This is a genomic window from Streptomyces sp. (genome assembly GCF_036566765.1).
Taxonomy (GTDB): Bacteria; Actinomycetota; Actinomycetes; order Streptomycetales; family Streptomycetaceae; genus Streptomyces.
The window spans coordinates 1-23,974 of record NZ_DATCVQ010000298.1 but is presented as its reverse complement, the minus strand read 5'-3'; the positions used below and the strand labels follow the sequence as shown (position 1 = coordinate 23,974).

Annotated in this window: 21 protein-coding genes and 3 pseudogenes; 13 read left to right on the top strand and 11 right to left on the bottom strand. The window is 69.8% G+C overall.

Going from position 1 to position 23,974, the window contains the following annotated elements; translation table 11 throughout:
* The first annotated feature begins 282 nt into the window (after nucleotides 1–282).
* On the top strand, nucleotides 283–1,074 hold the full coding sequence (locus VIU94_RS17140; RefSeq protein ID WP_331912401.1) for a bestrophin-like domain: 792 nt from the start codon (nucleotides 283–285) through the stop codon (nucleotides 1,072–1,074).
* Nucleotides 1,075–1,249: 175 nt separating this feature from the next.
* Nucleotides 1,250–2,476, top strand: a complete 1,227-nt coding sequence (locus VIU94_RS17135) for an NAD(P)/FAD-dependent oxidoreductase (RefSeq protein WP_331912399.1) — start codon at nucleotides 1,250–1,252, stop codon at nucleotides 2,474–2,476.
* 468 nt (nucleotides 2,477–2,944) lie between these two features.
* Here the strand turns inward: VIU94_RS17135 and VIU94_RS17130 are convergent, their stop codons facing one another.
* Both VIU94_RS17130 and VIU94_RS17125 read right to left on the bottom strand, forming a co-directional pair.
* Complete coding sequence (locus VIU94_RS17130; RefSeq protein ID WP_331912397.1) at nucleotides 2,945–3,145, bottom strand: DUF5988 family protein; 201 nt, start codon at nucleotides 3,143–3,145, stop codon at nucleotides 2,945–2,947.
* 330 nt (nucleotides 3,146–3,475) lie between these two features.
* Nucleotides 3,476–4,753, bottom strand: coding sequence for a ricin-type beta-trefoil lectin domain protein (locus tag VIU94_RS17125; protein WP_331912395.1), 1,278 nt, complete (start codon nucleotides 4,751–4,753; stop codon nucleotides 3,476–3,478).
* Between the two features lie 196 nt (nucleotides 4,754–4,949).
* Between VIU94_RS17125 and VIU94_RS17120 the strand changes: the two genes are divergently transcribed.
* From VIU94_RS17120 to VIU94_RS17105, 4 genes are all read left to right on the top strand, one after another.
* Nucleotides 4,950–5,504 carry a hypothetical protein gene (locus VIU94_RS17120; RefSeq protein WP_331912393.1) on the top strand — a complete coding sequence of 185 codons (555 nt, stop codon included), beginning with the start codon at nucleotides 4,950–4,952 and terminating at the stop codon, nucleotides 5,502–5,504.
* A gap of 182 nt (nucleotides 5,505–5,686) precedes the next feature.
* A complete protein-coding gene (locus tag VIU94_RS17115; protein ID WP_331912391.1) occupies nucleotides 5,687–6,295 on the top strand; it encodes a hypothetical protein in 609 nt (202 codons plus the stop codon).
* 184 nt (nucleotides 6,296–6,479) lie between these two features.
* A complete protein-coding gene (locus VIU94_RS17110; RefSeq protein WP_331912389.1) occupies nucleotides 6,480–7,022 on the top strand; it encodes a hypothetical protein in 543 nt (180 codons plus the stop codon).
* A gap of 45 nt (nucleotides 7,023–7,067) precedes the next feature.
* Entirely contained in the window at nucleotides 7,068–7,808 is a 741-nt protein-coding gene (locus tag VIU94_RS17105) for a dienelactone hydrolase family protein (protein WP_331912387.1), read from the top strand.
* A 20-nt stretch (nucleotides 7,809–7,828) separates the two neighbouring features.
* On the opposite strand, the pseudogene VIU94_RS17100 reads toward VIU94_RS17105, so the two are convergent.
* The 3 genes and pseudogenes from VIU94_RS17100 to VIU94_RS17090 all read right to left on the bottom strand — a co-directional run.
* Nucleotides 7,829–7,951 (bottom strand): annotated as a pseudogene (locus VIU94_RS17100) (IS5/IS1182 family transposase); the annotation flags it as partial.
* Nucleotides 7,952–8,689: 738 nt separating this feature from the next.
* Nucleotides 8,690–9,235, bottom strand: a complete 546-nt coding sequence (locus VIU94_RS17095; RefSeq protein ID WP_331912385.1) for a GrpB family protein — start codon at nucleotides 9,233–9,235, stop codon at nucleotides 8,690–8,692.
* A gap of 196 nt (nucleotides 9,236–9,431) precedes the next feature.
* Nucleotides 9,432–9,589: pseudogene (locus tag VIU94_RS17090) on the bottom strand (transposase); the annotation flags it as partial.
* Nucleotides 9,590–9,752: 163 nt separating this feature from the next.
* Here VIU94_RS17090 and VIU94_RS17085 point away from each other — a divergent pair.
* Nucleotides 9,753–10,091 (top strand): hypothetical protein, encoded by a 339-nt coding sequence (locus VIU94_RS17085; protein WP_331912383.1) that lies wholly within the window; start codon nucleotides 9,753–9,755, stop codon nucleotides 10,089–10,091.
* 360 nt (nucleotides 10,092–10,451) lie between these two features.
* Here VIU94_RS17085 and VIU94_RS17080 read toward each other — a convergent pair whose 3' ends face one another.
* Complete coding sequence (locus VIU94_RS17080) at nucleotides 10,452–11,951, bottom strand: S1 RNA-binding domain-containing protein (RefSeq protein ID WP_331912381.1); 1,500 nt, start codon at nucleotides 11,949–11,951, stop codon at nucleotides 10,452–10,454.
* Nucleotides 11,952–12,411: 460 nt separating this feature from the next.
* Between VIU94_RS17080 and VIU94_RS17075 the strand changes: the two genes are divergently transcribed.
* The 4 genes from VIU94_RS17075 (at nucleotide 12,412) to VIU94_RS17060 (ending at nucleotide 16,968) form a co-directional block, all read left to right on the top strand.
* Nucleotides 12,412–12,609: a hypothetical protein gene (locus VIU94_RS17075; protein ID WP_331912379.1), complete on the top strand. Its 198-nt coding sequence runs from the start codon at nucleotides 12,412–12,414 to the stop codon at nucleotides 12,607–12,609.
* A gap of 21 nt (nucleotides 12,610–12,630) precedes the next feature.
* On the top strand, nucleotides 12,631–14,187 hold the full coding sequence (locus tag VIU94_RS17070; RefSeq protein WP_331912377.1) for an oxidoreductase: 1,557 nt from the start codon (nucleotides 12,631–12,633) through the stop codon (nucleotides 14,185–14,187).
* 374 nt (nucleotides 14,188–14,561) lie between these two features.
* On the top strand, nucleotides 14,562–15,425 hold the full coding sequence (locus VIU94_RS17065; protein WP_331912375.1) for a nuclease: 864 nt from the start codon (nucleotides 14,562–14,564) through the stop codon (nucleotides 15,423–15,425).
* A 715-nt stretch (nucleotides 15,426–16,140) separates the two neighbouring features.
* Nucleotides 16,141–16,968 (top strand): phytanoyl-CoA dioxygenase family protein, encoded by an 828-nt coding sequence (locus VIU94_RS17060; protein ID WP_331912373.1) that lies wholly within the window; start codon nucleotides 16,141–16,143, stop codon nucleotides 16,966–16,968.
* 70 nt (nucleotides 16,969–17,038) lie between these two features.
* On the opposite strand, the gene VIU94_RS17055 is transcribed toward VIU94_RS17060, so the two are convergent.
* Nucleotides 17,039–17,452 carry a DUF4345 domain-containing protein gene (locus VIU94_RS17055; RefSeq protein ID WP_331912371.1) on the bottom strand — a complete coding sequence of 138 codons (414 nt, stop codon included), beginning with the start codon at nucleotides 17,450–17,452 and terminating at the stop codon, nucleotides 17,039–17,041.
* Between the two features lie 90 nt (nucleotides 17,453–17,542).
* Here VIU94_RS17055 and VIU94_RS17050 point away from each other — a divergent pair, with 90 nt between their 5' ends.
* The gene (locus tag VIU94_RS17050) at nucleotides 17,543–18,172 is read left to right on the top strand and encodes a TetR/AcrR family transcriptional regulator (RefSeq protein WP_331912369.1); all 630 of its coding nucleotides are present in this window, start codon (nucleotides 17,543–17,545) and stop codon (nucleotides 18,170–18,172) included.
* Between the two features lie 204 nt (nucleotides 18,173–18,376).
* On the opposite strand, the gene VIU94_RS17045 is transcribed toward VIU94_RS17050, so the two are convergent.
* Nucleotides 18,377–18,673, bottom strand: a complete 297-nt coding sequence (locus tag VIU94_RS17045; protein WP_331912367.1) for a hypothetical protein — start codon at nucleotides 18,671–18,673, stop codon at nucleotides 18,377–18,379.
* Nucleotides 18,674–19,125: 452 nt separating this feature from the next.
* Between VIU94_RS17045 and VIU94_RS17040 the strand changes: the two genes are divergently transcribed.
* Complete coding sequence (locus VIU94_RS17040) at nucleotides 19,126–20,613, top strand: hypothetical protein (RefSeq protein WP_331912365.1); 1,488 nt, start codon at nucleotides 19,126–19,128, stop codon at nucleotides 20,611–20,613.
* A 305-nt stretch (nucleotides 20,614–20,918) separates the two neighbouring features.
* On the opposite strand, the gene VIU94_RS17035 is transcribed toward VIU94_RS17040, so the two are convergent.
* The 3 genes and pseudogenes from VIU94_RS17035 to VIU94_RS17025 all read right to left on the bottom strand — a co-directional run.
* Nucleotides 20,919–22,010: a polyprenyl synthetase family protein gene (locus VIU94_RS17035; RefSeq protein WP_414720965.1), complete on the bottom strand. Its 1,092-nt coding sequence runs from the start codon at nucleotides 22,008–22,010 to the stop codon at nucleotides 20,919–20,921.
* Nucleotides 22,011–22,087: 77 nt separating this feature from the next.
* Entirely contained in the window at nucleotides 22,088–23,257 is a 1,170-nt protein-coding gene (locus tag VIU94_RS17030; protein WP_331912363.1) for a tetratricopeptide repeat protein, read from the bottom strand.
* Nucleotides 23,258–23,649: 392 nt separating this feature from the next.
* Nucleotides 23,650–23,974 (bottom strand): annotated as a pseudogene (locus tag VIU94_RS17025) (DUF2993 domain-containing protein); the annotation flags it as partial.

Below are 23,974 nucleotides of genomic sequence, written 5' to 3'. Positions count from 1 at the left end.
GCGGCCGAGTTGGCGGCGTTCAGCCGGCCTCGTCACCGGAGAACTCCTGCCGCACTGGTGGCTGCCACAGCCACGCCGACCGCTTCTGTACCCGCGCCGACGTCATGCGGTCACACGGCGCGCTTGGTTCAGTGATCGTGAGTACGGGCCGGGATCCGGTGCCGTCTCACTCGATGGTGTGGACTTCTGGGGGCGCGTATGCGGGCAGTCCGGCGGCTGTGCTGCGGAACGGGCGCCGTGCGGGCACAGCTGGGGCCCGTCACGTCCCTAGACTCCCCGCACATGTTGCTCTGGCTGCTCAATAGTTTCAGCACCTTCACCCTGGCCGTGATCACCGTCGGCGGGACCGTCGTCCTGGCCGTCGCCGGCAGCGTGATCGCACGCCGCAGATACCCGTCGCTGGCAGAGGGCGAGCACAACGACATGGTCGGGGTGACGCTGGGGATGTTCGGCGCGATCTACGGGATCATCCTCGCCTTCGTCATCGTCACCCTCTGGACGCAGTTGGAGAGCACGCAGACCGTTGTGGCTACCGAGGCCACCGACGTCGCGCTCATCGCCCGCGATGCCGCCGCCTTCCAGCCCGAGGTCCGCGCTCGCCTCGACGTCGCGCTGAGCGGCTACGTGCACTCGGTCGTGGAAATCCAGTGGCCCCGGATGCGCGCGGGGGAGCCGAGCTACGAGGCCACTGGCACCAAGCTCCAGGCCGTCTTCGACGTGCTGCAGTCGTACGACCCGAAGACGGCCCGCGAAGAGGTCTTCTACGCGGAGGCCGTCACCCATCTCAACGACGTGGCCGCCCAGCGCCGGGCCCGCCTGACCATGGCCGAGCAGCAACTGCCCCCACTGCTGCAGGTCCTGGCCTTCGGGGGCGCGCTCGTCTTGATCCCGCTCACCTTCCTGTACGGCATGCGCAGGCTGCGGATCCAACTTCTCTTCGTCGCCTCGGTCGCCGCTCTCATCGGCTTCAGCCTGCTGCTGGTCTTCGTCCTCGACCGCCCCTTCGCGGGCGAACTCAGCGTGAGCCCGGCACCGTACCGAGAGGGAGCACTCGCTGCGTACTGGGGCCCGTGAGCCGAGCCCGCGAGCCTGCCTGCAGCCCGTCGCGCCGCTTGAAGATGAAGTACAGGCAACACATCACCCGATCCTCAGCTCCCTACTATTGGTCATGTGCCTGACACCAGCGCAGTCCGAAGGGGGCGATCGGCGCATGACCAAGCCTGAGAGCGCGGGATACGACTACGACGTCGTGATCAGCGGAGCCAGCCTCGCCGGCAGTGCCGCGGCGATCTTGCTGGCGCGGCGCGGTGTGCGCGTCGCACTGCTGGAACGCCGCTCGGACCCTGAGGCCTACAAGGTGCTGTGCACCCACTCCATCACGGCCAACGCCTACCCGGTACTGGACGAACTCGGCCTCATACCCGCCATCGAGAAGGCGGGGGCCCTCCACAACGACGCCCGCTGGTACACCCGCTGGGGATGGATCGAACCGAGGGCCGCGCCCGGGGGACCCGAGCTGCCGTACGGGTACAACATTCGGCGCAGCACCCTCGATCCGCTGATCAGGTCCCATGCGGCGGAGACGCCTGGCGTCGATCTGCTCCTCGGTCACCAGGTGACCGGGCTGGTCCGGGAGACCGGACGAACCGTGGGGGTGCTTGCGTCGACGCCCCAGGGCGAGCGGGAGATCCGGGCCCGCCTGGTGGTCGGCGCCGATGGCAAGGACTCGGCCGTGGCCAAGTTCGCCGAGGTGCCCACCCGGCTGCACGAGAACACGCGGTTCGGCTATCTCGCGCACTTCCGCAATCTTCCGCTGCAGGGCGGGATCGGTCAGACCTGGTTCCTCGAGCCCGACATGGCTTACGCGTTTCCGAACGACGACGGGGTCACGGTCCTCGCGGTGCTTCCGGACAAGAAGCGGCTGCCGGCCTTCAAGGAGGATCTCGAGGGCAGCTTCCTCGAGTTCGTCCGCGCCCTGCCCGAGGCGCCGCCCATCGACTCCGCCGAGCGCATCACGAAGATCATCGGCACTGTCAACTACCCCCTTCTCACCCGCGACCCGACCGCACCGGGCATCGCGCTCATCGGCGACGCCGCCCTGACCGGCGATCCGCTGTGGGGAGTGGGGTGCGGGTGGGCACTGCAGTCCGCGCAATGGCTCGCGGAGGCGGTCGCCTCGGCCGCAGCCGGCCGGGGTGACCTCGACAGGTCGCTCGCGGCGTACGCGCGCACCCACCGGCGCCGTCTGCGCGGCCACCAGAACCTGGCCGTCGACTTCGCCAAGGCCCGTGCGTTCAATCCCGGGGAGCAGCTGATGTTCTCGGCTGCAGCGCGCGATGAGTCGATGGCGCGGCACATGTACATGTTCGCCGCCCGCCTGATCGGTCCGCTGCGCTTCTTGAACCCCGTGGCAATGGCCAAGGCCTGGGCCATCAACATCAAGCATCGCGGTGCGGCTGTGCCACCCGCGCGTTGAGGCGCGCCGCCGTGCGATACGGATGGTCGCTGAGTGCGGCCTGAGCACGACACCGAGTGGGCCGCGATGAAGGCGGTCGCTGTGGAGCCGATCGTCGTCGCGGGGTACTTCGCGCCCAGGACGGGGGAACGCATGCTGTTCGCGCCGAACACCCTGGAAGACGCAGGGCCGGGGCGGCGGCCGCAGCGGTGTGGATCCGCCGCGAGCCGTCCGACGGCAGTGGGCTCTTCCGCCTGGACGAGACCCGGTACGCCACCGAGGCACCGGGCGGCGGGGTGCGCCTGGCGTCGGCCGACTTCCCCGACCGCTTTCTGCGGCACCAGTCCGCCGAACTCTGGCATCTCCGCCTCCCACGGGCCCCACCCGTGGGACGGCGGCATCACCTCCGTCGCGGACACCGTCTGGGCGGTGTCCCCGCCCTGGGCGGACTGGCTCCACCCGGTCGATCGGCCCCGCCGGCAGGGTTCGCTACTCGGCGACCTCCGTGCGCTCCCACCACTCGTACACCCGCAGGGTGCCGGCCACCGTGTCCTCCCGCCGCGAGGTCTCACGGAAGTGCTCGTAGCCGCCGCGATGCGGGATCTTCAGGTCCTCTCCGGGGGTCTCGACCGGGACGATCCGCTCCGGCAGGTCGTCCGGGCCGCCCTCCAGGAATGCCTTGTGCGCCATACCTCCAGTCTCGCCAGTGTGGCCGCGCCCCGCACGCGGGGAGCGGCCACCGGCGTCAGGAAGTGCGGCGGACGTACCGATCTGGCCGGTGGGGCGGACGTCCGGGGCGCGTAGGGGCCGTAGATCTGGCAGCCGACCATGTGCGGGGCAGGCAGCCGGACAGCGGGCGGTCCTTCCTCCGCATCGAGTCGCCCTATCAGCAGGGCCCGTCCGGGCTGTCGGAGCCCGAACGGGCCGCGCTGATGTCTGTACCGTCACCGTCCTCGGGGGCCGGGGCAACGCTCCGGCCCGCTGTCGGCCGCACCCACACCCGGTCCGGGGCGGCCGGCGTCAACCCGTGAAGGTCCACTTCTGGTTCGCGTTCCCGCTGCACCACCAGACCAGCACTGGGGTCGCGTCGGCCGAGTTGTTGTCGCGCACGTCCACGCATTTGTCGGCCGGGACGTTCACCAGGTCCCGTGTGGTGCCGTTGTAGTCGAAGCGCTGCGCGCCGGTGCCGTTGCAGTCCCACAGCTGGACCTTGGCGCCGGGGTCGGTGGAGCCGCCGCTGACGTCCAGGCACTTGCCGAGTGCCCGTACCGTTCCGTCGCCCGGCAGGGTCCAGCGCTGGGCGGCGGTGCCGTTGCACGTGTAGAGCTGGACCTGGGTGCCGTTCGCCGACTGAGCCCCGGCCACGTCCAGGCACTTGCCGGCCAGGCCGACGAAGGTGCCGGTGGGGCCGCCCCCGCCGCCGCTCGACGTGGTGACGCGCACATAGTCGACGACGAGGTGGCCCGGGAAGGGGGTCGACCCGTCCGGGTTGCCCGGCCAGTCGCCGCCCACCGCGAGGTTCAGGATGAGGAAGAACGGCTTGTCGAACACCCACTGGCGGCCGCCCAGATCGGCGGGGGTGCGGCGCTGGTAGACCTGCCCGTCCACCGACCAGGTGATGGAGTCCGGCGCCCAGTCGACGGCGAAGGTGTGGAAGTCGTCGGCGAAGGCGCGGCCACCGGACAGGGTGTAGGCGGCGCCGATGCCGCCGCCGCCCGAGTACCCCGGCCCGTGGAGGGTGCCGTGGACGGTCGACGGCTCGTACCCGACGTTCTCCATGACGTCGATCTCACCGCTGTTCGGCCAGCCGACCTGGCCGATGTCATGGCCGAGCATCCAGAACGCCGGCCACATGCCTTGCCCGCGCGGCACCTTCATCCGAGCCTCGACGTGCCCGTACGTCTGGGTGAACCGGCCGGCGGTGTTCAGCCGGGCGGACGTGTACTCGCACCGGCCGTACCAGCACTGGTAGTTGCCGGGATTCTCGCGGCGGGCGGTGATCACCAGATTGCCGCCGCCGTCGAGCGCGGCATTGGCGGCGCCGGGCGTGTACCACTGCCGTTCATGGTTGTTGACGTTGTCCCCGGTCTCGATCTGCCACTTGGCGGGGTCGACGGCGGCGCCGGCCGGGCCGTCGAAGGTGTCCTCGAAGGTGACGGCGTCCGCGGCTGATACCGCCTTCGCCGGGGCGGGTTGCGGGGCGGCGGACGTGGCGGATCCCGAGCTGAGGGCGAGGGTCAGAGCGGCGGTGGCGAGCGCCGCCAGCCGTAGCGCGCGACTGCGCGAGGGCACGGACATGGATGGCCTCGATTCCAGGAAGGTCTGGACCTGTGAGCGTGGTTGAGTGAACCCCGCTGTCGTGCTCCGGTCAAGAGTCTGGGAGCGCTCTCAGGCATCGGTCGCGCGCCTCCGCGACTCGCCGTCAACCTCGTCCTCCTGAGTGTCGGTGCGCGCTACTCCCGTCCGCGAACCGCCCTACTGAGGGGTTGCCCTCATGTCATCCGTACACGCCTCGGTGGACATCCGCGCCGGCAAGCACGACCACCAGCCGCCTCGGGTGGCCTGTACGGGTCTGCGACCGCTGCCCTACCGGAGGATGACGATGCATCACGACAAGCCCCACCCCGGCGCCGTATGGATCGCCGCCGCCCACCCCGACCCGGACCAGGTCTGGGAAGAGTGGCGCAGCCTCCTCGCCGTGGCCCTCATCCCCGCCGGCACCGACTGGGACGCTGTCTCCATGCGCTACCGGCGCATGGTCGCCGTCGCCGAGACCCTCGGTCCCGTCTGCGACAACTGGGTCGTACTGTCCGACCTCCGCATCGACCGCGTGTACGTCCTCGTCCCCACCGGCACCGCCGCGCAGTGGTCCGAGCCGGGAACCGACGCCCTGAGCGAGTCGGACTGGCTCGTCGTCCCCGAGCCGGGCGGCACCGCGACCAGCCGCGCCGCCTGGATCCGAGAGCCCACGGCCACGACGGAGCTGGCGGACCCCGACACCCTGCTCGCCGCGCTGCGCGTCATCGCCGACAACGGCAAGCAACCATGACCGACCACCGCACAGCCGGCAGCTTGACGTTGGAGATCACGGCTCGCCGCTGCATCGCGGGCACCGGGCCCTTGTCCGACACTGGCTGTCCCGCACGATCTGCCACGGCGGCCGCGCGGTCGACCACTGCTGGGACCCCGAATCTGCGCACGCTGCCCGTCGATAGGGTAACGATCATGCGAATGAAGATCATCACAGCGGTCGGGGCGGTGTGTCTGTTGGCCACGGGATGCGGAAGCGGAGGCGGCTCTGACGCCGATGCGAAGCCGGAACTGGTCGGCCAGTTGCTACCGCAGAAGCTGACGAAGCCGGTCGGCGGACCGAACCTGGAGCCGACGGCGTCGCCGGCTGCCGACGCCGCCTTCGCCGAGAATGTGGCCTACGAGTTGCAGCGTAAGACCCTCGCCATGGCCAACGCCCCTGGTGCGGTCACCGGTAAGTGCCCGAAGGGCATGGGCTCGAAGCCTGGCACCACGGCCACATGCACGATCACCTACGACGGCGTGGAAGTCGCGTGGCAGGTGACCATCGGAGAGAAAGGCTGGTCCGAGAACGTCGTGGAGTACCAGGCGTTTCCCCGTCAGGGGCTCCTGACTCGCGAGGGCGTGGCACGCATCATGTTCGGCAACGACTCCACTCTCGACTACGCACTGTGCGACGACATCCCCAAGGCAGTGCTGGTCCCCTTCGGCAAGACCAAGTACAAGTGCGAGAAAGTCTCCAAGGGCGAGGAGCCGATCGGCTACAACCAGACCGTGAACATCACCGACACCGGGCCGAGGGTCTACTGACCACGCAGTTGGCCCCCGCCGTCAGCGGACGCAACCGCGCACACCAACACCACGTTGGGCAACGGCGTGGGGAAGAAACAACGAAAGGCCCCGGACCATCCGTTGGGCAGGGGCAGGGGCAGGGGCAGGGGCAGGGGCAGAGGCAGGGGCCGGGGCCAGGGCCGGGGCCGGGGCCGGGGCGAGCGTGGGAACCGCCGCGCCATTGGGTGGGCGTGCCAAGAAGCCGCCCGGCACAGGCGTCATCGTCACCGCGCACGAGATGAACCGGCTCGGCCGCGACGCCGCCGAACTCACCGCGCTCACTGATCACCTGACCGGCCACGGCCTGGTCTCGGAGATGCTCGCCGGACCGCTGCCAGGTGGCCGGGGCGGGGATGTAGGGGCACCAGGAGGAACCCGGGCGGGCGAGCAGGTCGTGGGAGTGACGTACCTGCTCGTCGGTCATCGCCGGCGGGCGGCCGAGTCGGGCGGCGCGGGCGCGGGGTCGTGCAGCGAGGTGCAGCACATGCCGCCGCTTGCGCAGGCCGGGCACGATCGCGATGAGGTCCTGGGTGGAGCGGCCGAGCCGGTCCATCCGACGGGACAACGAGCCTCGGCAAAAACCCGTTGGCGGACCACGGCGACCGTTGCTAGTCTCCCGGAGGCCGTGCAAGAGAACGAGGAGGTGGTACCCGTGAACGCAGTATCGACATGGGTGCTCCCCTCCGGGGCCACGGTCGGGCGATAGGTCGTCCGGGAGCGCCGTTCACGAGCCCTCCCGAAAGGCACGACCGTGCAATTCACTTCTGAACAGCTCCTCGACGACGGTGTCCTCGAGCGCGAATTCACCCTGGGCGAGATCCCCGGCACCCTGTGGACGCCTGGATCCGCTGCACCGTCCCCGCTGGTCCTGATGGCCCACAACAACGGCCTGCCCAAGGCGGATTCCCGGCTGATGGCCCGGGCCCGGTACACCGCGGCGCGCGGCTACGCAGTCGCCACCATCGACGCCGCCGGGTGCGGTGACCGTCCCCGTTCCGCCGCCGACGAGCAGGCCCGTGCCGACCTCCGGCGGGCGATGCAGGCCGGCGAGCCGGCCGACGAGATCTTCGAGTCCTTCATCGGCCCGCTGGTCGAAAACGCGGTCCCGGAATGGCGGACCACCCTGGACGCCCTCCTTGAGCTGCCCGGGATCGGCGGCCCGGTCGGGTACTCCGGGGGGTGGACCGCCCTCGGCATTCGGCTGGCGGTGGTCGAGCCGCGCATCGCGGCCGCAGGCTTCTTCGCCGGGGGGTACGTTCCCCGTGCCCAGCGCGAGGAGGCCCGGCAGGTCACCATTCCGCTGCTGTTCTTGCTGCAGTGGGACGACGAGGGGAACCCCCGGCAACGGGCCCTGGACCTGTTCGACGCCTTCGGCAGCAAGGAGAAGACGCTGCACGCCAATCCGGGAGGGCACACCGGCACCCCGTGGTTCGAGCTGGAGGACGGGTGCCGGTTCTTGGACCGTCACCTGAAGTGCGGCCGGGCCGTCTGACGGGCAGCAGACGGTAGGTCACCGAGCACTTTGGGCTTCGATGCCCGGCTGTCGTGGGTGTTGGCGGCCGAGACTCCGACAACGAGGGGCAGCCCGTTCGCGTCCAACACGGCGTGCATCCTGGAGCCTGGCTTGCCCCGATGCATGGCTGTCGTCGCCGTGCGGACGCACGGCGACGACAGCGTCGCGCAGGACCTTCGCGGGGACCGGATGTCCCCGGCGATGCGCCGCTTTATCGCAGAGCATCCCGATCCGGCGGTCCGTGACCCCCACGGCGACGTCTCCCACGTCCGACCGTTGCTCGTCGACCACCCCAACCTCCCCCGTCACACGCTGCGCACATTCGTCGACGAACCGAACCCGCACGTGCGCTACGTCGCCCTGCAAGACCCAGACCTGCCCGTGGCGGCTCTCCAGCAACTCGCCGCCGCTGAACAGCCTTTCCTGCGCTGCGGGGTAGCCCGCCACGCCAACATCACGGATGCGCTGCTGGAGCAGCTCCAGTCGGACCCGGCCCCCAGGTCGCCGACGAAGCCGCCGCCAACTGCGCACTGCGGCCCGCTCGGATGTATCGCATCCTCACCACGGCCGACGTGTGGGCCCCGGACGACACGAGACCAACCCGCGCTCCCGGCGCGAAGCTGCCGCGGGTCGGCGGGCCCCTGATGCGAAGCCGCACTCGTGGGACGGATCGCTTCCCCGGGCGTAGGGCCGGACAACCGGGGTACTCCGTAGGGCTCGCGGTCCCGATGGACAAACTCGGCATTCCCGCCATCGCGAGCCTGGCCTCCGCGATCTGCGAGCGGTCGCCAACGCTGAGCCGGCTGCCAAGGCCTGGGCGCTTGCAGCCGATACGCCGCAGGCGGCCTCGTACTCCCGATTCAGGCGTCGCTCGGACCAGGGAACCAGCCAGTGTGCTGGGCCCAGGCATCGGCGCGCCGGATGATCTCCCACACGAAATCGTCCTTGGCTTGGACATAGCCGGGCCGGTCGTCGCGGAACTCGGCCGCAAACCGCCGCTTGACCGCGGCGTACTCGGCCGCGTCGGCCGTGTGGCATCGAAGGTAGTCGCGAAACAGCAATGGGAACTGCTGCGAGAAGCTGCCGACCTGTCGCACATGCACGTGCGTCCGGCGGTCACCGGGAGGTTCCCGGAAGTACCGCTTGGTGCGTTCGGGGTTGTCCGCCCGGTACACGAAGCCCATGCCGGTCAGCGGCCCAAGGTAAGAGTCCACCAGCTCCAGCGACAGCACGGAGATCTGGATGTCGATCACCGGCTTGGCCGCAACTCCCGGCACAGAGGTGGACCCGATGTGATCGATACGCACTGCGGCATCGCCGAGGGCCCTACGCAGAGCCGCACCCAGCCTGGCGAACATCGTCGGCCAGGCAGGGTCGTACTCGACGATCTCGATGCGGTCTGCCACCTCGCCCATTCTTCCAGGGCTCGCTGCGGCAGGAAGCCTCGGCAGCCTGTTGACACGAATGCAGGTGGCCGTGACGGCACAGCAGGTCTGATCGCTGCCCCTCCTGTGCTACCGCGCCCTCCGAAGCCCGAAGCCCGAAGCCCGAAGCCCGATGGCTGCGGCACCCCATGCCTACCTGCGGCACCTGTGGTCACGTCCGGCGGGCTTCGGTCCATTCGTCGTTCTGCTCGGCCAAGACCGCGCCGACCAGGCGGATCAGGGTGGTGCGGTCGGGGAACATACCGACCACGTCGGTGCGGCGGCGGAACTCTTGTTCAGCCTCTCCTGCGGGTTAGTCGACCAGATCTGCCGCCAGTCGTACATCACTTCCCTGGACGCAACCTGCCAGAGACCGGGGCTCGCCCAGGCTGGCCGGTCGCAGTGGCCGGCACGGACCGTTCAACTTCTTGAGGAGCTGAAGGCTGTCGCGCACCCGACCCGGGGAGCTTCGGGAAGTCAGGCTCAATAGGCTCTCTCCATGAGCGTTTGCCTGTACTACCGCGCTACCCGCGCCGAACCGCTGACCGAGGTCGAGGCCGCCGCGGTCCAGCGCATCGTCGCCGTGCACTTGGACACGTTTCCGTACGACGACGAGGAGAGCCTCTACCTCTATGACCGCCTCAGCGAGCCGGACGAGATCCTCGACGGCTCCACGAAGCTGCCGCGGGACCTGGACCGGATCATGCCAGTCCTCGATCACGTGCTCGGCTCCGTGACGGAGCTGCGCAAAGCGGTACCCGGTGCGCAGTGGCACGTCCATGTGGATGACGTCCACCTGCCCTGGGACGAGGCCGCGGGCTACGTCCTTCCCGGATAGGGCCGGGGCGTGTCGTGACAGGTGGCGGAGTCGAGGCGAGACGACGGCCGCTTCGCCTGGGCAGTGCAGCAGCCCGTCGAACTGCCACCCTCCAGCTGCGCCGCCGACATCACCGTGTCGAGATCCACTGGACGTGCTCGACCAGCTTCCGGCCGTGTCAACACGGCACGCGCGGAGGCGATGGCGCGACAATCCCGACTCTGAGCCGCCGCCAGCGAGCCGGCCAGGCTTGGGATGATCGCTTGAGCCGCCGTGACGGGCTAGCGGTCTTCCTGCGTCATACACCCAGCGCCTCCCGATGCCCGCGATCGTCGAGTCGACTCGGCCGGACAATCCCGCCGTGCCGATGACCTGGGCTGGTCAAGGCCCTCCGTGCGTGAGGGCCTGCAGGTGGGAGAGGACGATTCGTCGTCGGGTGAGATCGACGTCGAGGATCCTTACGACAAGAGGGTCGCCGACCTGGACCACGTCCTCAGGGTGGGCAATGGGCTCCTGGGCCAGCTCGGTGTTGTGTACGAGTCCTTCGAGGCCACCCTCTCGGTCCTCGATTCGGACGAAGGCACCGAACGGCACGAGTTTGGTCACTACACCGTTCACGACTTGGTCAACCTGCTGTATGAACTGCGGCATCGGGTCTTCTTGCAATGCCTTCAAAGACAGTGGCACGCGCTCCCTGACCATGTCGACGTCGAGGATTTCGGCCGAGACCTCCTGCCCGACGGAGACGACGTCGGACGGGTGGTCGATGTGCCTCCAGGACAGCTCTGGAATGTTGATCATTGCCCTGAAGCCGCCGATGTCCACGAACGTGACACCGAACCCGGCGATCGCCGTGACCGTGCCGGTGACGATCTGCCCACGCCGAAGAGTCTTCAGAAAGGCCCAGTTCCGGTCGCTGGGGGTCAGCTCGGTCCTCCACCGGGCCCGCAGAACGCCGTCACTGTCGGGCATCACTGCGGTGAACAGCGGGTGACGTGACTCGACGTCCAGAGGCAGGGCGGCGGCGGCCCGAGCGTCCGCCACCTGGACGGCCAGTGCCCGGTACTCGGTCTCATCGGCGATCGTACTGGTGATCGCCCCGTTCTCGTCTTCCCACACGAGTTCCACCGGGCCTTCGTCGGGGAGCATGGCGAGAACGGCTTCGACGTCGGCGGACAAGTCCGGCCAGACGGTCAACTGGGAGCGCGGGGTGAGCCTGGCGCGTACCCCCTCGAGGGTGTTCTCCGTGAGGCGGTGCCAACGGGAGGCGTTGTCGACGTACCCCTCCTCCAGCATGGCTGCCTCCCGGCTGGCGATGGACCAGCGCAAGCGGGCCCAGAAGTCCTCGTCGGCGGGTCGCTGTTCGCCAGGCTCATCGAAGTCCGCCTCGTACGGTGAGGCCTGCAACCGTTCCGGGAAGAGTCCGAGTGCCCGGGTGCGTGCGAGGGCGCTCTCGCAGGGCTGCTCGCTCCTGACATAGACGTATTGGTCCCACCCGACATGCACGGCGAACGAGTCCTCGACTTCCAGCCGGCACCAGGCGCCGTTGCCGCGGAGCATGGCCCGGATCAGCTCCAGACCGACGGAGAGCGATACCTCTGCGCCGTCGTGGAACCCGCTGAGGTCAGGTGGAAAGAGCCCTTCCAGGCCGTGGCCCTCGATCGCCGAATCGAGGCCGAAGGGGACAGGGCTGGTGATCTGAGGCTCGCGAATGGCCAGGTGGTCGATGCCTGCGGCCGCGGCGAAGGCTCCGACAGCCTGCAAGTAGGCGGACTCTACTGGCCCGTGGTCGCTGGTCGGCTCCTCAGCCCCGATGTAACTACCGTGCTCGTCGCGGTCGGCGGGGTCGTATTTGGTGATCCGGTAGACGAAAGGCGGCATGCTGCTCCCGTGGTTGTCGGCGATGCTTGCTCAGTGGTCGATCTCGTGACCGGGAGCGTGGGGCGGGCTGGGCGAGCGCATCACTGCCCGCATCGGCCCTGACGTCTACAAGGTTGATCACCGAGTTCGCCGTCTGCAAGCGGGATACCGTGCCGCATCAGGCCGCCCAACAGATCAGCGGCGGTTGATGCGTGTGACGCGATCGGCCCAGAGTTGCAAGGCCGGACGTCGCCCGCGGGCTGCGGTCAGGTGGCGTCGTGGAAGATCCGGCGATTCCGGGTTGGGGCCGCGTCCGGGTGTGTGGCCCGCCCCCTGCCCAGTTGGCGGCAGCAGACCTCGCTGGGCGCCCGGAATCACATCGGTTCGATGACGTTCTTCCGCAGGCGCCCGTAGACGGCCATGGACCAGGACTCACTCCTGTCCTGCCTGGCTGGTCGGCCAGCCCACCCTCCGCCGGACGATGAAACTCGCCGTCCTGGCTGCCCTCGAACAGCGAACCGCCCTGCGCTACACGATGCCCGGCAACCACTGCCTGCAAGCCCTCTCGCCACGTTCGCCGCCGGCATCCCTCGTCGACGAGAAAGCCGCCCAGTCCGCCGTCACCGAAGGCCTCGACTGGACGGCCCTTTCAACCTTCGCCGCCATAGCGAGCCGATGACGGGGTCACTAGCCTGTGTGGGTGCTTTCCTACGATGAGTTGACCTCGCCGGAGCGTGAGCTGTGGGACGCGTTCCCCGAAGGGCGTCGTGTAGACCTGCGGACAGGCACACCCGAGGATGACCACGTTGCCGGGGGTGGGCAGTGGGGATCGGAACGCACGGTCCGGGCAGCGGTGATCGCGGCGCTGCTTTTGGGCGCGAACACCACGCAAGCAGGCGCTGTCGCGTGTCTGCGGCTGGCGGGCGCGCGGATTTCCGGACCTCTCAATCTGGCCGGAGCGCTGATCGGTCATCCCCTGTGGCTCGAGGATTGCTGGTTCGAGGAGCGCGTGGACCTCTTCGGGGCGTCAGCTCAGACGATCACGATCCTGGGCAGCCGGGTGCCGGGCATAGACGCCGGGTCGACCCGCATCGAGGGACGTCTCGACCTTCGTCGGTGCATCGTGGACGGCGGTCCTGTTTCAGCATTCCACGGCCGTGTGACTGCCGTGGTGCTCATCCATGCCCACGTGACCGGCGAGGTGCTCCTCAGCGGGGCCAAGATCACTGCGCCTGGGGGATGGGCCGTGTCCGCCGGTGGCCTGGTCCCGGAAGGGGGTGTGTTCTTCAGGGATGGATTCGTTGCCCAAGGCGGGATCCGGATGATGGGTGCACAGCTGCCGGGCGGGCTGTTCATGCGGGGTGCGCGTCTGGAAAGTCCCGGTCCAGGCGGAGTGGCTCTTGCCATGGACAACGTCGTGACCTCGACGCTCAACTTCTCCGGAGGATTCACTGCGAACGGCACTGTACGTCTGCGGGGTGCCCGGATCTCGGACAACCTGACGTTCGAGGGCGCCGTTCTGAACGCGGCGCCCGATGGTGACGGCACCGCCCTGGTCGGCACACTGATGCAGGCCGTCGACTTCGACCTCACCGTCGCCCAGTTGCCGTCCGGCACGGTGGACCTGCGGGGCGCACAGGTGTCCTACCTCCGTGACAACGAGCACAGCTGGCCGAGGGCGGTGGAATTGGACGGGTTCGTCTACGGCTCCATCAAGGTGGCAGAGCCGGGCGAGCCAGGGGAGGCAGTGGGGCGGCGAGAATCCGTGGCAGACCGTGTGGAGTGGATACGGCGCAGCTCGGGCTACAGCCCGCAACCGTACGAGCAGTTAGCGAGCTGGTACCGCACGAACGGCCACGACGACGAAGCCCGCCGGGTGCTCCTGGCCAAGCAGCGCCACCGCCGCCGCACGCAGCCGCCGGCCAGACGCGCATGGGGGTACCTGCTCGATGTGACCGTCGGCTATGGCTATCGCCCATGGCTCGCCGGCCTCTGGCTCCTCGTACTGACCCTGCTGGGCACTCTGACCTTCGGCGCACACTCCCCGTCCCCGGTGAAGCCGGACGAAGGCCCCCCGTTCCAGCCGCTCGTCTACACGCTCGACCTGTTGATCCCCATCGGTGGTCTGGGGCAGCGTGTGGCCTGGTACTGGACTGACGGCACCGTCCAGTGGCTGGCATATGCGCTGATCGCCTGCGGCTGGGTGCTGACGACGGCCGTCATCGCGGGCATGACCCGTGCCCTGCAGAAGAACTAGGGCATGTATCGAAAGTGGATCTTGGTGAAGGCTTGCCTTACTTCAGAGGCAATCGTCTCGGCGTGCCTGCACGGGCAGGATTGGCGATCTCTCCGCGTCGCGCGAGTCTGGAGGCGGCGGTGAAGCTGTCCGATCCTCTCCGGAAGACCATGCGCGCCCGCTGGGGGCGATGCCGTCCTGATGGGGTCGCCGTCGAGGACCGCGCGTGACCTGCGGACCCGCGCCATCCCGCCCGTGGGCCGCACGCCGACGGCCACGACTCTGCTACGACGCGGCGCGCCTCCTCACACACAGCGTTCGCATTGCCCTCTATGGTTACCGTGAGTGATGCCATCCTCGCGTGAACACCTGCGGGCGAGAGGAGTCGTGCCGTCATGCCCATGCTCCTGATCAAGGGCCACTACGAGATCGTGGGGACCCAGCCGGACGGGGACACCATCCACTTCCAACCCGACGACCCGGACGAGTGGGACCTCATCCGCGGACCCCGCCGGGTCAAACGCAACGCGGCAGGCCGGGGCAAGCTGCGCATGGAGGCCATCGACGCCCTGGAGACCCACTACTCCCAAACGGGCCCCGAGGTTCACCAGCCGCCCCCGTACGCGAACGCGGCCAGAGAGGAACTGCTGGACTGGGTGGGATTCACCGATGTGGTGTGGGGCGAGGACAGAAAGGTCGCGTCCACAGAGCCGGCGAGTGTGCCCGGTTTCATCCTGACGCGGGGCGTCGACCCCAGCCGCCGCTGCATCGCCTTCGCCGGGCGGGGCGCTGCCCCGGCCGCCAGCGGCACGCAGGTGCTCGTGGACATCCCGATGCTGCAGACCACCCTCAACCACCACCTGATCGCGACTGGTCTGGTCTACCCGCTGTACTACCGGAACCTCTTCCCCGATTTGCGTAACGAGGTGACCGCCGCTGTCCAGCAGGCCCAAGCAGCGCCGGCCAAGGGCGTGTGGACCGTCGACAAGACCCTGGCCGGGGCGCGAGTCACCGGAATCAGCTCGATCACCGACAGCGTGGTCCTCTTCCCCAAGCTGTTCCGCCGGCTGGTGGACTACCTCAACCTGGGCAGCCCGGACCTGGCGGGATTCCCCGCCTACCTCGACCAGGAGGCGGACCGCTTTGTGATCCTGTCCACCGGCCACTTCACCACCGGACTCGACGAGGTCGTCCAAGTCTCCGGAACCACCGTCAAGATGACCCGTCCTCCCACGGATCTGGTCTTCGAAGAGGACTGAGAAGGAGTCGACCACCATGACCCGCGCTGCGGATTTCCGCGCCCTCTCCGAACTCCTCACGGGTGAGACCTTTCTCCCGCGTGACGGTCATGGTCAGGCGGCCACAGCGCCGCCGCGAGCTTGTCAGCGATACGCAAGGTCCGGGCGGCGAGGGTGAGCAAGGGGTTGGCCGTACTGCCGGTGGGAAAGACGTAGCCGCCGCCCGGGTTCCGGGCTTCTCCCGGCAGCGGGTGGACGCCGAACGCTGGACTGCGTTCCGCTCGTACTACGGCCTGCAATCTCCACTGCCGGCCAGGTGGGCCGGACCGGCTGGTTCCGACACGAGCCGAAGGTGTTCGGCGTCCCGGCAGTACTCACCGAAGGAGCAACGGATTAGCCCCTGACCTGGCCCGTTGCCGTGGAGCCGGCGGGTCGTTGGGCTGAATGAGTGGTGTCCAAATGCTGGTCTTGAGCGGGACCGGGTCGTGCTCTGTCATGGAGGGTGGGTACGGGTCCACCGACGGCCAAGGGGTCTGGCAGCAGTCGTGAGGGAGCCGATCGTGCCCGCAGAGGTCGTCACCTGTCCGGCATGACACGGAAGTTGTCGATGCCTGTGCTGCGCTGCGACACCCCACCCCCGGTCCGGGCAGCCTTCTGCCGGTCGCGGCGACGCACCCCGCTCTCCCGGCCCTGATCTCGCCGCCACCCCGACCGCCTTCCCGAAGGAGCCGCCTCGATGACTCATCGGTCCCCCGATGAACTCCTCACCGCCTACCAGCGCGACGGCTTCGTCTTCCTGCCGTCCCTGATTCCGCAGGCCCTGCTGCACCGGCTCCAAGCCGAACTGCCCGCCGTGCTCAATGAGGAGGGCCCGCAACGCTTCTTCGAGCAGGACGGCACCACTGTACGAGCGGTCTACGGCCTGCACCGCAAATCCGGCCCCTGGCGGGAGGCCTCCGAGGCCTCGGTATTGCTCCGCATCGCCAGCCTCCTGCTCGGCCACGCCCCCTACGTCTTCCAGTGGAAGATCAACCCCAAGTCGACCGGCACGGGTGAGCACTGGCAATGGCACCGTGACTTCACCTTCTGGCAGCACGCCGACGGCATGCCCGCACCCGACGTGTTGACCGCCGCCGTCTTCCTCGACGACATCACCCAAGACAACGGCCCGCTCCGCCTCATCCCGGGCAGCCACCGCGTCACAACGCCTCACGAGCAGCAGCAACCCGCTCCACGGGACCTCGCATCCCACAACGGCAACGACTACGCCGGCCTCGTCTCCGCCCGCCTCTCCTACGCGCTCCCCGCCGAGACGGCCGAGGAACTCTCCTGTACCCACGGGGAATTCATGGCCACCGGGGGCGCCGGAAGCGTCGCCTTCTTCCACGGCAATCTCGTACACGGCTCCGCCCCCAACACGTCACCCCACCCCCGCACCCTCGGCCTCATCACCTACAACACCGTCCGCAATGCCCCGCCGGACCATGCCGGTTCACGACCGGAGTACTTCTACCGGCACCGCCCCGATCCGCTGGCCGAGACTCGGCCGTACGGCACGCCGTGATTGCCTGACACCGGATTCCGGCCCGGCTGAGCCGTGAACGTGAAGTCCTCACCCGACGAGTTCACGCGCTTCATCGACCGGCGGGCACGGTCTCCGCGTCGTTTCGCGGGGCCCGCTCCTCCGTGTCGGCCAGCCAGAAGAAGACCGGTGGCAGGCCGAGCTCGATCACGGTCAGCGCGATCTGGAACCAGTGCGGCCAGCCGTGCACGGCGAGGGAGAGAAGCCGGCTCGCGCCGCCCAGGAGGAAGACGCCGGCCAGCCACCGCACCGCCCGAGCCGGGATCGGACGCTGCCGCGCGGCCCAGAGCCAGGCCAGGCCGTAGCCGACGAAGGCGGCCCCCATGAACCGGCCCCAGCTGTCGACCGTCGCGCCCGCGGAACCGGCCCCGGGGATCGCCGCGTTGCCGAGTGCTACGTGGAACAGGCCGATCGCCACGCAGGTCCAGCCCATCAGTTGCGTGAGTGTGCGCAAAGCCCTGGCCATGATCTCTCCAAGCCGTCTCGATGGAGCCCAGTTGACATGTGTCTACTAGACTGGGGCGCTAAGTAGATGCGTGTCAACTAGACTTCATTCGTGCCTCCCCGCCAGCGACTCACCCCCGCCGACCGTCGCGCCCAACTCCTCACCGTCGGCGCGCGGCTCTTCGCCGCGCACCCGTACGCCGACGTGCTGATGGAGGAGGTCGCCGAAGAGGCCGGTGTCTCCCGGGCCTTGCTTTACCGTCATTTCCCCAGCAAGCAGGCCCTCTTCACGGCCGTCTACCAGCAGGCCGCGGACCAGCTGCTCGCCGAGACGCGGTTCGACCCCACCGACTCCCTGGTGGAACAGCTCATCCAGGGCATGGACGTCCACCTTGACTACTTCGTGTCGAACCGCAACGCCGTCCTCGCCGCGAACCGGGTCCTCGCGGGCGACCCGGTGATCCAGACGATCATGACGAACGAGCTGGACGCTCTCCGCGCGCGGTTGCTGGCCGTACTCCCACTCGCGGACGCGACTTCCCACGACGCCGTGTCCGCCGTCCTGAAGAGCTGGCTGGTCTTCGTCCAGGTCCTCTGCGTCGACTGGCTCACCCACGAGACCTGCACCCGCACCCAGTTGCGCGACGCCTGCATCGGCGCGGTCCTCGGCGCCCTCCGGCCGCTGCTCACCGAGGACCCCGCCCCGGACTGGCCGCGACAAGGGGTCGGCGGGGGTATCTAGGGTCTGCCGTCGCCGGACTGAGGGCACCGGTATAAGGCATCGTCGATGACGTCGTCGTCTGGCCTTGGGTTCCCGGTCCAGGCGTGTGGCTGCGAACAGGGCCCGTTCGTTGGACGCCGATGCGTGCCAGGGGACAGGTGAGAGCCCGCGCTGCCGCGCCGTAGCGGGCGGTCTGGCGGGCGCTCGGGGCACAGGGTCCAGGAATCAGCCGGTCACGACGTTGAAGGCCTCGTAGATCGTCGGTTCGACCTGCGGCATTCCGGCCTCGCGCAGCAACGGGGCGAGCCTCTCCCCGAAGCTCTGAAACGCCTCCTTGGACTCCCAGACGTCCGTGACGAACCATCCAGTGGGGCTGGGCCCGGTGGCATGGGAGATCAGGCCGGGCACGGGCCAGTCCGAGGGCTTCTTGACCAGGCCGCGTCCAGCGGTCATCAGGTCGGTGACCTGCTCGTACTGAGCTTGTGTGGCACCTGGGAAGTCGAAGGTGATGATGATCGACACGGGGGTTCCGCCTTCGGTCGGCTGATGGGGCCCTCTCAGCTGACCAGTACGTGCAGCGGGACGCTCGTTCAGTTCGGCCAGCCGGATGCAGCGAGCGCCTGGCCGGCTCTGGCCGGCCGACAGCGGTGCACGAGGTCGCCGGGAACGCACTACCCGAACCGTCAGGGCGCTGCCCGATGGGTGATGCGCGTGCGAGTCGACCGCCCCTGCACCGGCGTCCGGGGCACTCCCGGCCGATACCGCGCGCATGAGACCCGCCCGCCGGACTTCACTGCCCCGCCCTGCCGCGCTCACCGCGATCACCGGCCCTCATCGCCCCGGTCACGACGACCGCGACCGCCGGTGCCGGGACGAGTTACGGCGGCCACCGCCGGCCCTGCGTCAGTTCTCGGCTGCCCGATAAGGGCCCGGCCTCCGACATCCGGCGGATCGCCGAGCAGGCCAAGGCGGAGATGGACCTCAAGTCTGTGATCGTGCGGGTCACCGTCGATGGTCGCGAGGTCATCACAGCCGCGCTCGGCGAGTCGATGACGGGGGTTCCGGCCGACCCCGCCATGCATTTCCGGAACGGCGATGTGGCGATCGCCTACGTGGGCACGGCGCTTCTGCGGCTGGTCGACCAACCCCGCGGGGCGGCGTCAGTGGCTGGGGCTACGGTGCTGCGCATGAAGATCGAATCCCTTCTCGAGGACCTGGACAGCGACGACGCCGCGCGCATCGAGGCGGCCGCCGCACGGCTCGCGGAGCAGGCCGACAGCGTGGTGCCGGAACTGCTGCGCGGCGTGGCCGGCGTGCAGCGGACCGCCGATCTCCAGCCCGTCATGCGCGCGTTGCGGCACATCGGGCCGCCGGCGTTCGACGGCGTACTGGCGGCCTGGCAGCGCAAGGAGGTGACGGACTGGCAGGCGGATCGGTTCCTCGAGGTGTTCGACGAGCGCTCCGCCGACCAGTACGTGTCCCTGGCGGCCGATCCGGTCTACGGGAAGTCGGCCAAGGGCTTCCGGGGGCTCATCAGGCTGCGGGTGGAATCCGAGGCCGGACTGACGGCCCTGGTGGGCTGTTTCGCCCGGGCCCGCACCGTCCACTTCGCCGCATCCGACTACGCCCGCCTGCTGCACGACACCTTCCGACCGCGGCTGCGCTCCTTGTGCCGCGACCCGGCAGCGTCCCCGAGGATCCGGCGGGGCGCGATGGCGGCGCTGGTGGCGGGCGGCGGTGCCGACGCGCTTGACGACCGCGACCGGGCGGCGGTCGAGCGGCTGATACGGGTGAAGATCCAGGACGAGATCCCGAGGCTTCCGTCGTCGACCCTCAGCGGCTGGTGGATGGCCGTGCCCGGGGCGTCGTACGAGGGCGTCTTCGAGGCCTTGGGCCTGCACGACCGGCAGCCTGTCACGGTCGCCGCCGGCGTCCAGGCGAGTGAGAGCCGGGAGATCCGGGTGCCCGGGCCGGACGGCGTCGACCGCACCGTGGGGCGGGTCTTCGTCACCCCGGAGCTGAACGGCTGGCGCCTGGTCTTCGGTCCCTTCGACCTGATCGTCGGCGACCCCTGGGACGGCATGTTCGAGACGGTCGAGCGGCTCAGCGCCCACTGCGGCCAGGCCCAGTTCTTCTTCCTGGACGACGCCGGCGGCTCCGACGTGTGGCTGGTCGCCGAGAACGGCCGGGTGATCCGTCAGTACGTGGCCGAGGGCGACCCCGAATGGGAGGGCGACCCTCTGCCGTGGGAGACCATCGCGGTGGACGACCCGGACTTCGACCCCGAGCACGACGAGAGCCCGTCCAACGCCGGCACCATGGGTGCCCGGTCCGCCTGCGGGTACCTCTCGGTCGACCCCGACGCGGTCGGCCCGGACACCGTGGTGCGCGGCCACGGCTGGCTGGCCCTCACCGAACCGGGCGTCGGTCACGGTGCGTTCCCCGGGACGCTCCGCATCTGAGGCGCACCGTCGGAGGCCCCAGCCGCAGCTCCCTGCACCAGCCGCCGGCGGGCCCTGCCATCGCCCCGGCCGCCGGCGGGCCCTGCCATCGCCCCGGCCGTCGGTCCCGTCCCGGTCCGGCGGTCGGTCCCGTCCCGGTCCGGCGGTCGGTCCCGTCCTGGTCCGGCGGTCGGTCCCGTCCTGGTCCGGCCGTCGGTCCCGTCCTGGTCCGGCGGTCGGTCCCGCCTCAGCGCCCCGCGGCGCCCGCCCGCGGGGCGCCCTGCCCCTTGATGCACGGCCTGCGCGCAGTCGCGACCGTGGGCTGATCACCAGCTGCGCTCCAGCACGTACGTGAACAACGCGTCCAGATCCCCGGCGGCGCGGGGCGTCAGCGACGCCTCGCGCAGGCCGCAGCGGGCGGCGTCCATATGTCGGCGCGCCTCCTCTCGGGTCGCGGCTCGCCCGCCTGCCTCCTCCACGAGCAGAGCGGCGCGCGCCGCTGCCGCGTCGTCCATCGGCCCGGGGGATTCGAGCAGCACCGCCAGCTCCTGAGCGGCTTTCCCGCCCCCGGCGAGCGCGGCCAGCACCGGGTAGGTCTTCTTGCGTTGCCGGAGGTCGCCGTGGACGGGCTTGCCGGTCACCGCGGTGTCACCCCATATGCCGAGCAGGTCGTCCACCGCCTGGAAGGCGACGCCCAGATGACACCCTGACCGCTCGAGCACCGACACGGTCCCGGCAGGGGCGCCGCCGAGCACCGCACCCAGCCCGATCGCGGAGCCCAGCAAGGCCCCTGTCTTGCGCTCCGCCATGGACCGGTACTGTTCCGGCCCCACTGCACCGGATCCGCGCCACGGGCGCCGCTCGAACTGCAGGTCCTCGGCCTGCCCGCTCACCAGCGCACTCAGCGTCCCGGACAGGCTCCGGACCGCGGCCCCAGCCCACGGGCCGGGGGACTCGGCCAGAGTCTGCACCGCCAGGGCGTGGAGTGCGTCGCCGGCCAGGACGGCAGGGCCCGTCCCGTACGCCTTCCACACCGCCGGACGCTGCCGTCGCAGACCGTCGCCGTCCATGATGTCGTCGTGGAGCAGGGAGAACGTGTGCACCAACTCCACGGCCACCGCACCCGGGACGGCGACGCCGCCGTCCGCTCCTACGGCCTCGGCCCCCAGCACAGCGAGTGCCGCCCGGACCCCCTTGCCCTCGGATCCGCCCGGATCCGGCGTCCCGGCTACATCGCTCCAGCCCAGGGCATACGCCGCCATCTCGCCGTTCCAGGGGTGCAGCCGCCCTACCGCCTCCACCAGCGCAGGCCTGACCGCCTCGCGGCAACGCTCCAGGATGCCGGCCACCGCATCGCGCCGGCCCAGCGACGGCGACGGGTTCGAACTCGCCCGCGACGACGAAGGGATGGAACCCACGGGTGACGGCGATGGGATGGAACCCGCAGGTGACGGCGATGGGATGGAACCAACCGGCGACGAGGAAAGGAAGGAACTCATCGCAGTCCCTCCGCACCCGCACCGGCCACCCGCAGTGCCTCCACCGCGCCCGCCGCCAGCATCGGCCCCCCGGCCTCCGAGCTGACACGCGACCCGGCCCCAGCCTCGTCCGGCAGTGGCCCGATCCCCAGCTCGGCCGCCGCCTTCTCGACCATCTCCCGGGCGTGCCGCAGCCCGATGCGGTCCAGCATCGAGCGCAGTTCCGCCAGTTCTGCGGCGCTCTGCTCGGCGTCCCGGCCCAGGCGGGCACGCGCCTTGACCAGTCCCAGCCTCGACAGCGCCGTCCCGCGCGGCTCCTCCATCTCGCGGAACTCCTCGAGCGCCTGCGTATACAGCTCACGGGCCTCCGCGTACCGGCCCGCCCGATACAGCACGTTGCCGCGCATCTTGTGGTTGTAGGCGAGCGCGCTCGACAACCGGATCTCCCGGCAGGCCTCCTCCGCCTGCGACAGCAGCGACAGGGCGCGCTCCACGTCCCCGTCCCGCACGGACACCACATCGGCGATGCCCCTCAGCGCCCACGCCCACCCGCGCCGGTCCTCGGCACGCAACGCCGTCTCGGCCGCCTCCTCGAACAGTGCGAGCGCCTCGTCGTAGGCACCGGTGTTGCGATGCATCTGTGCGATGCCCTCCAGCGCCCACACCGTGTGCCGGGCCTCACCGCGCCGGCGGGCCTCGGCCAGCAACTGCTCGTGCAGCCTCCGCACAGCCGCGTAATCGCCCTGTATGCGTCCCGTCTCGGCAAGGCCGGCCAGCGAGTAGCCCCGTACGACGACATCGCCGCCCCGCTCACCCGCCTCGGCCGCCAACCGCAGCAACCGGTACGCCAGCCGCAACGCCCCCCGCTGCCGGGCCAGCGTGCCTCCGCTCCACAGCGCCCACGCCATCGCACCCTCATGACCTGCCGAACGCGCCGCCCGGTAGCTCGCCTTCCACGCCCGGTCGGCCTCATCGATCCGCCCCAGCCGCCGGCAGGCCTCCGCCACGGCCAGCCCGCAGCGCGCCGCCTCCCGCCGGTCGCCGGCCCGCTCCGCCGCCCGCAGCTCTTCGATTCCCCGGGCGAGCACCTCGGGCAACGAGGCGTTCACCGACAGAGACCCGAGAGCCCCCTGGTACTCCGGCGCCGACGCCTTCACCCGCTCCGCCTGGCTTACCTGACCTGCCATTTCCCAACCCTCCGTCAGTCGTCTTGAAGATCAAGACGTGGACGGGAAGCCGAGGTTCCGCGCAGGCCGCAATGTCCATCTCCGTACGGGCGCGGGGTCCTCCTTGAGTGCTACGCGCCCCACCGACAACTCGTCACCGAGACGTACGGCGACCGACGACCCGGTACTGCCGGGCTACGCCCGTGCCGCTCCAGGCGGAGGCGTCTGCTCTCTCCTCGCTGACGCAGTACCAGCGCGGTCGCGAGGGCCGGGCCGAGGGCGGCATGCCCATGAGGTGAGCGAGCAGGAACAGGCCGATGGTGGTGGGGCGTTGGCGGTCGCGTGCCCGCGCCCCCGCCGCCCGGGTCTTTTACCCGGGTCGGACGCCGCAGGGCGATTCAGCTGAGGGCGCGTCAGGTGAGGTCCACGCCTTGCGCGTGGGCGTGTGCCGTCACCCCGTCGGCGCCCACGGATACGGCGGTGGCCTTCAGGCCCATGGGGAGGGGCGGCAGCTGCCGTCGTTGCTTCGACAGGGCCCTGCCGATGGCGGGAGCGGTCGGGTCGATCGGGCGGCCTGCCAGGGCGGCGCTGTCCGCCTGCAGCGTGACGGCGCCTGCGTCGAGGCGGAGTTCGGCCGTGATGATCAGCGGCATCCCCAGGACGCCGGACTCGATCCGCAGTCGGCCGTTGCCGGCGTCGGAAAGCCGGACCTTCCGGCCGCCCTGTGAGCCGAGTGAG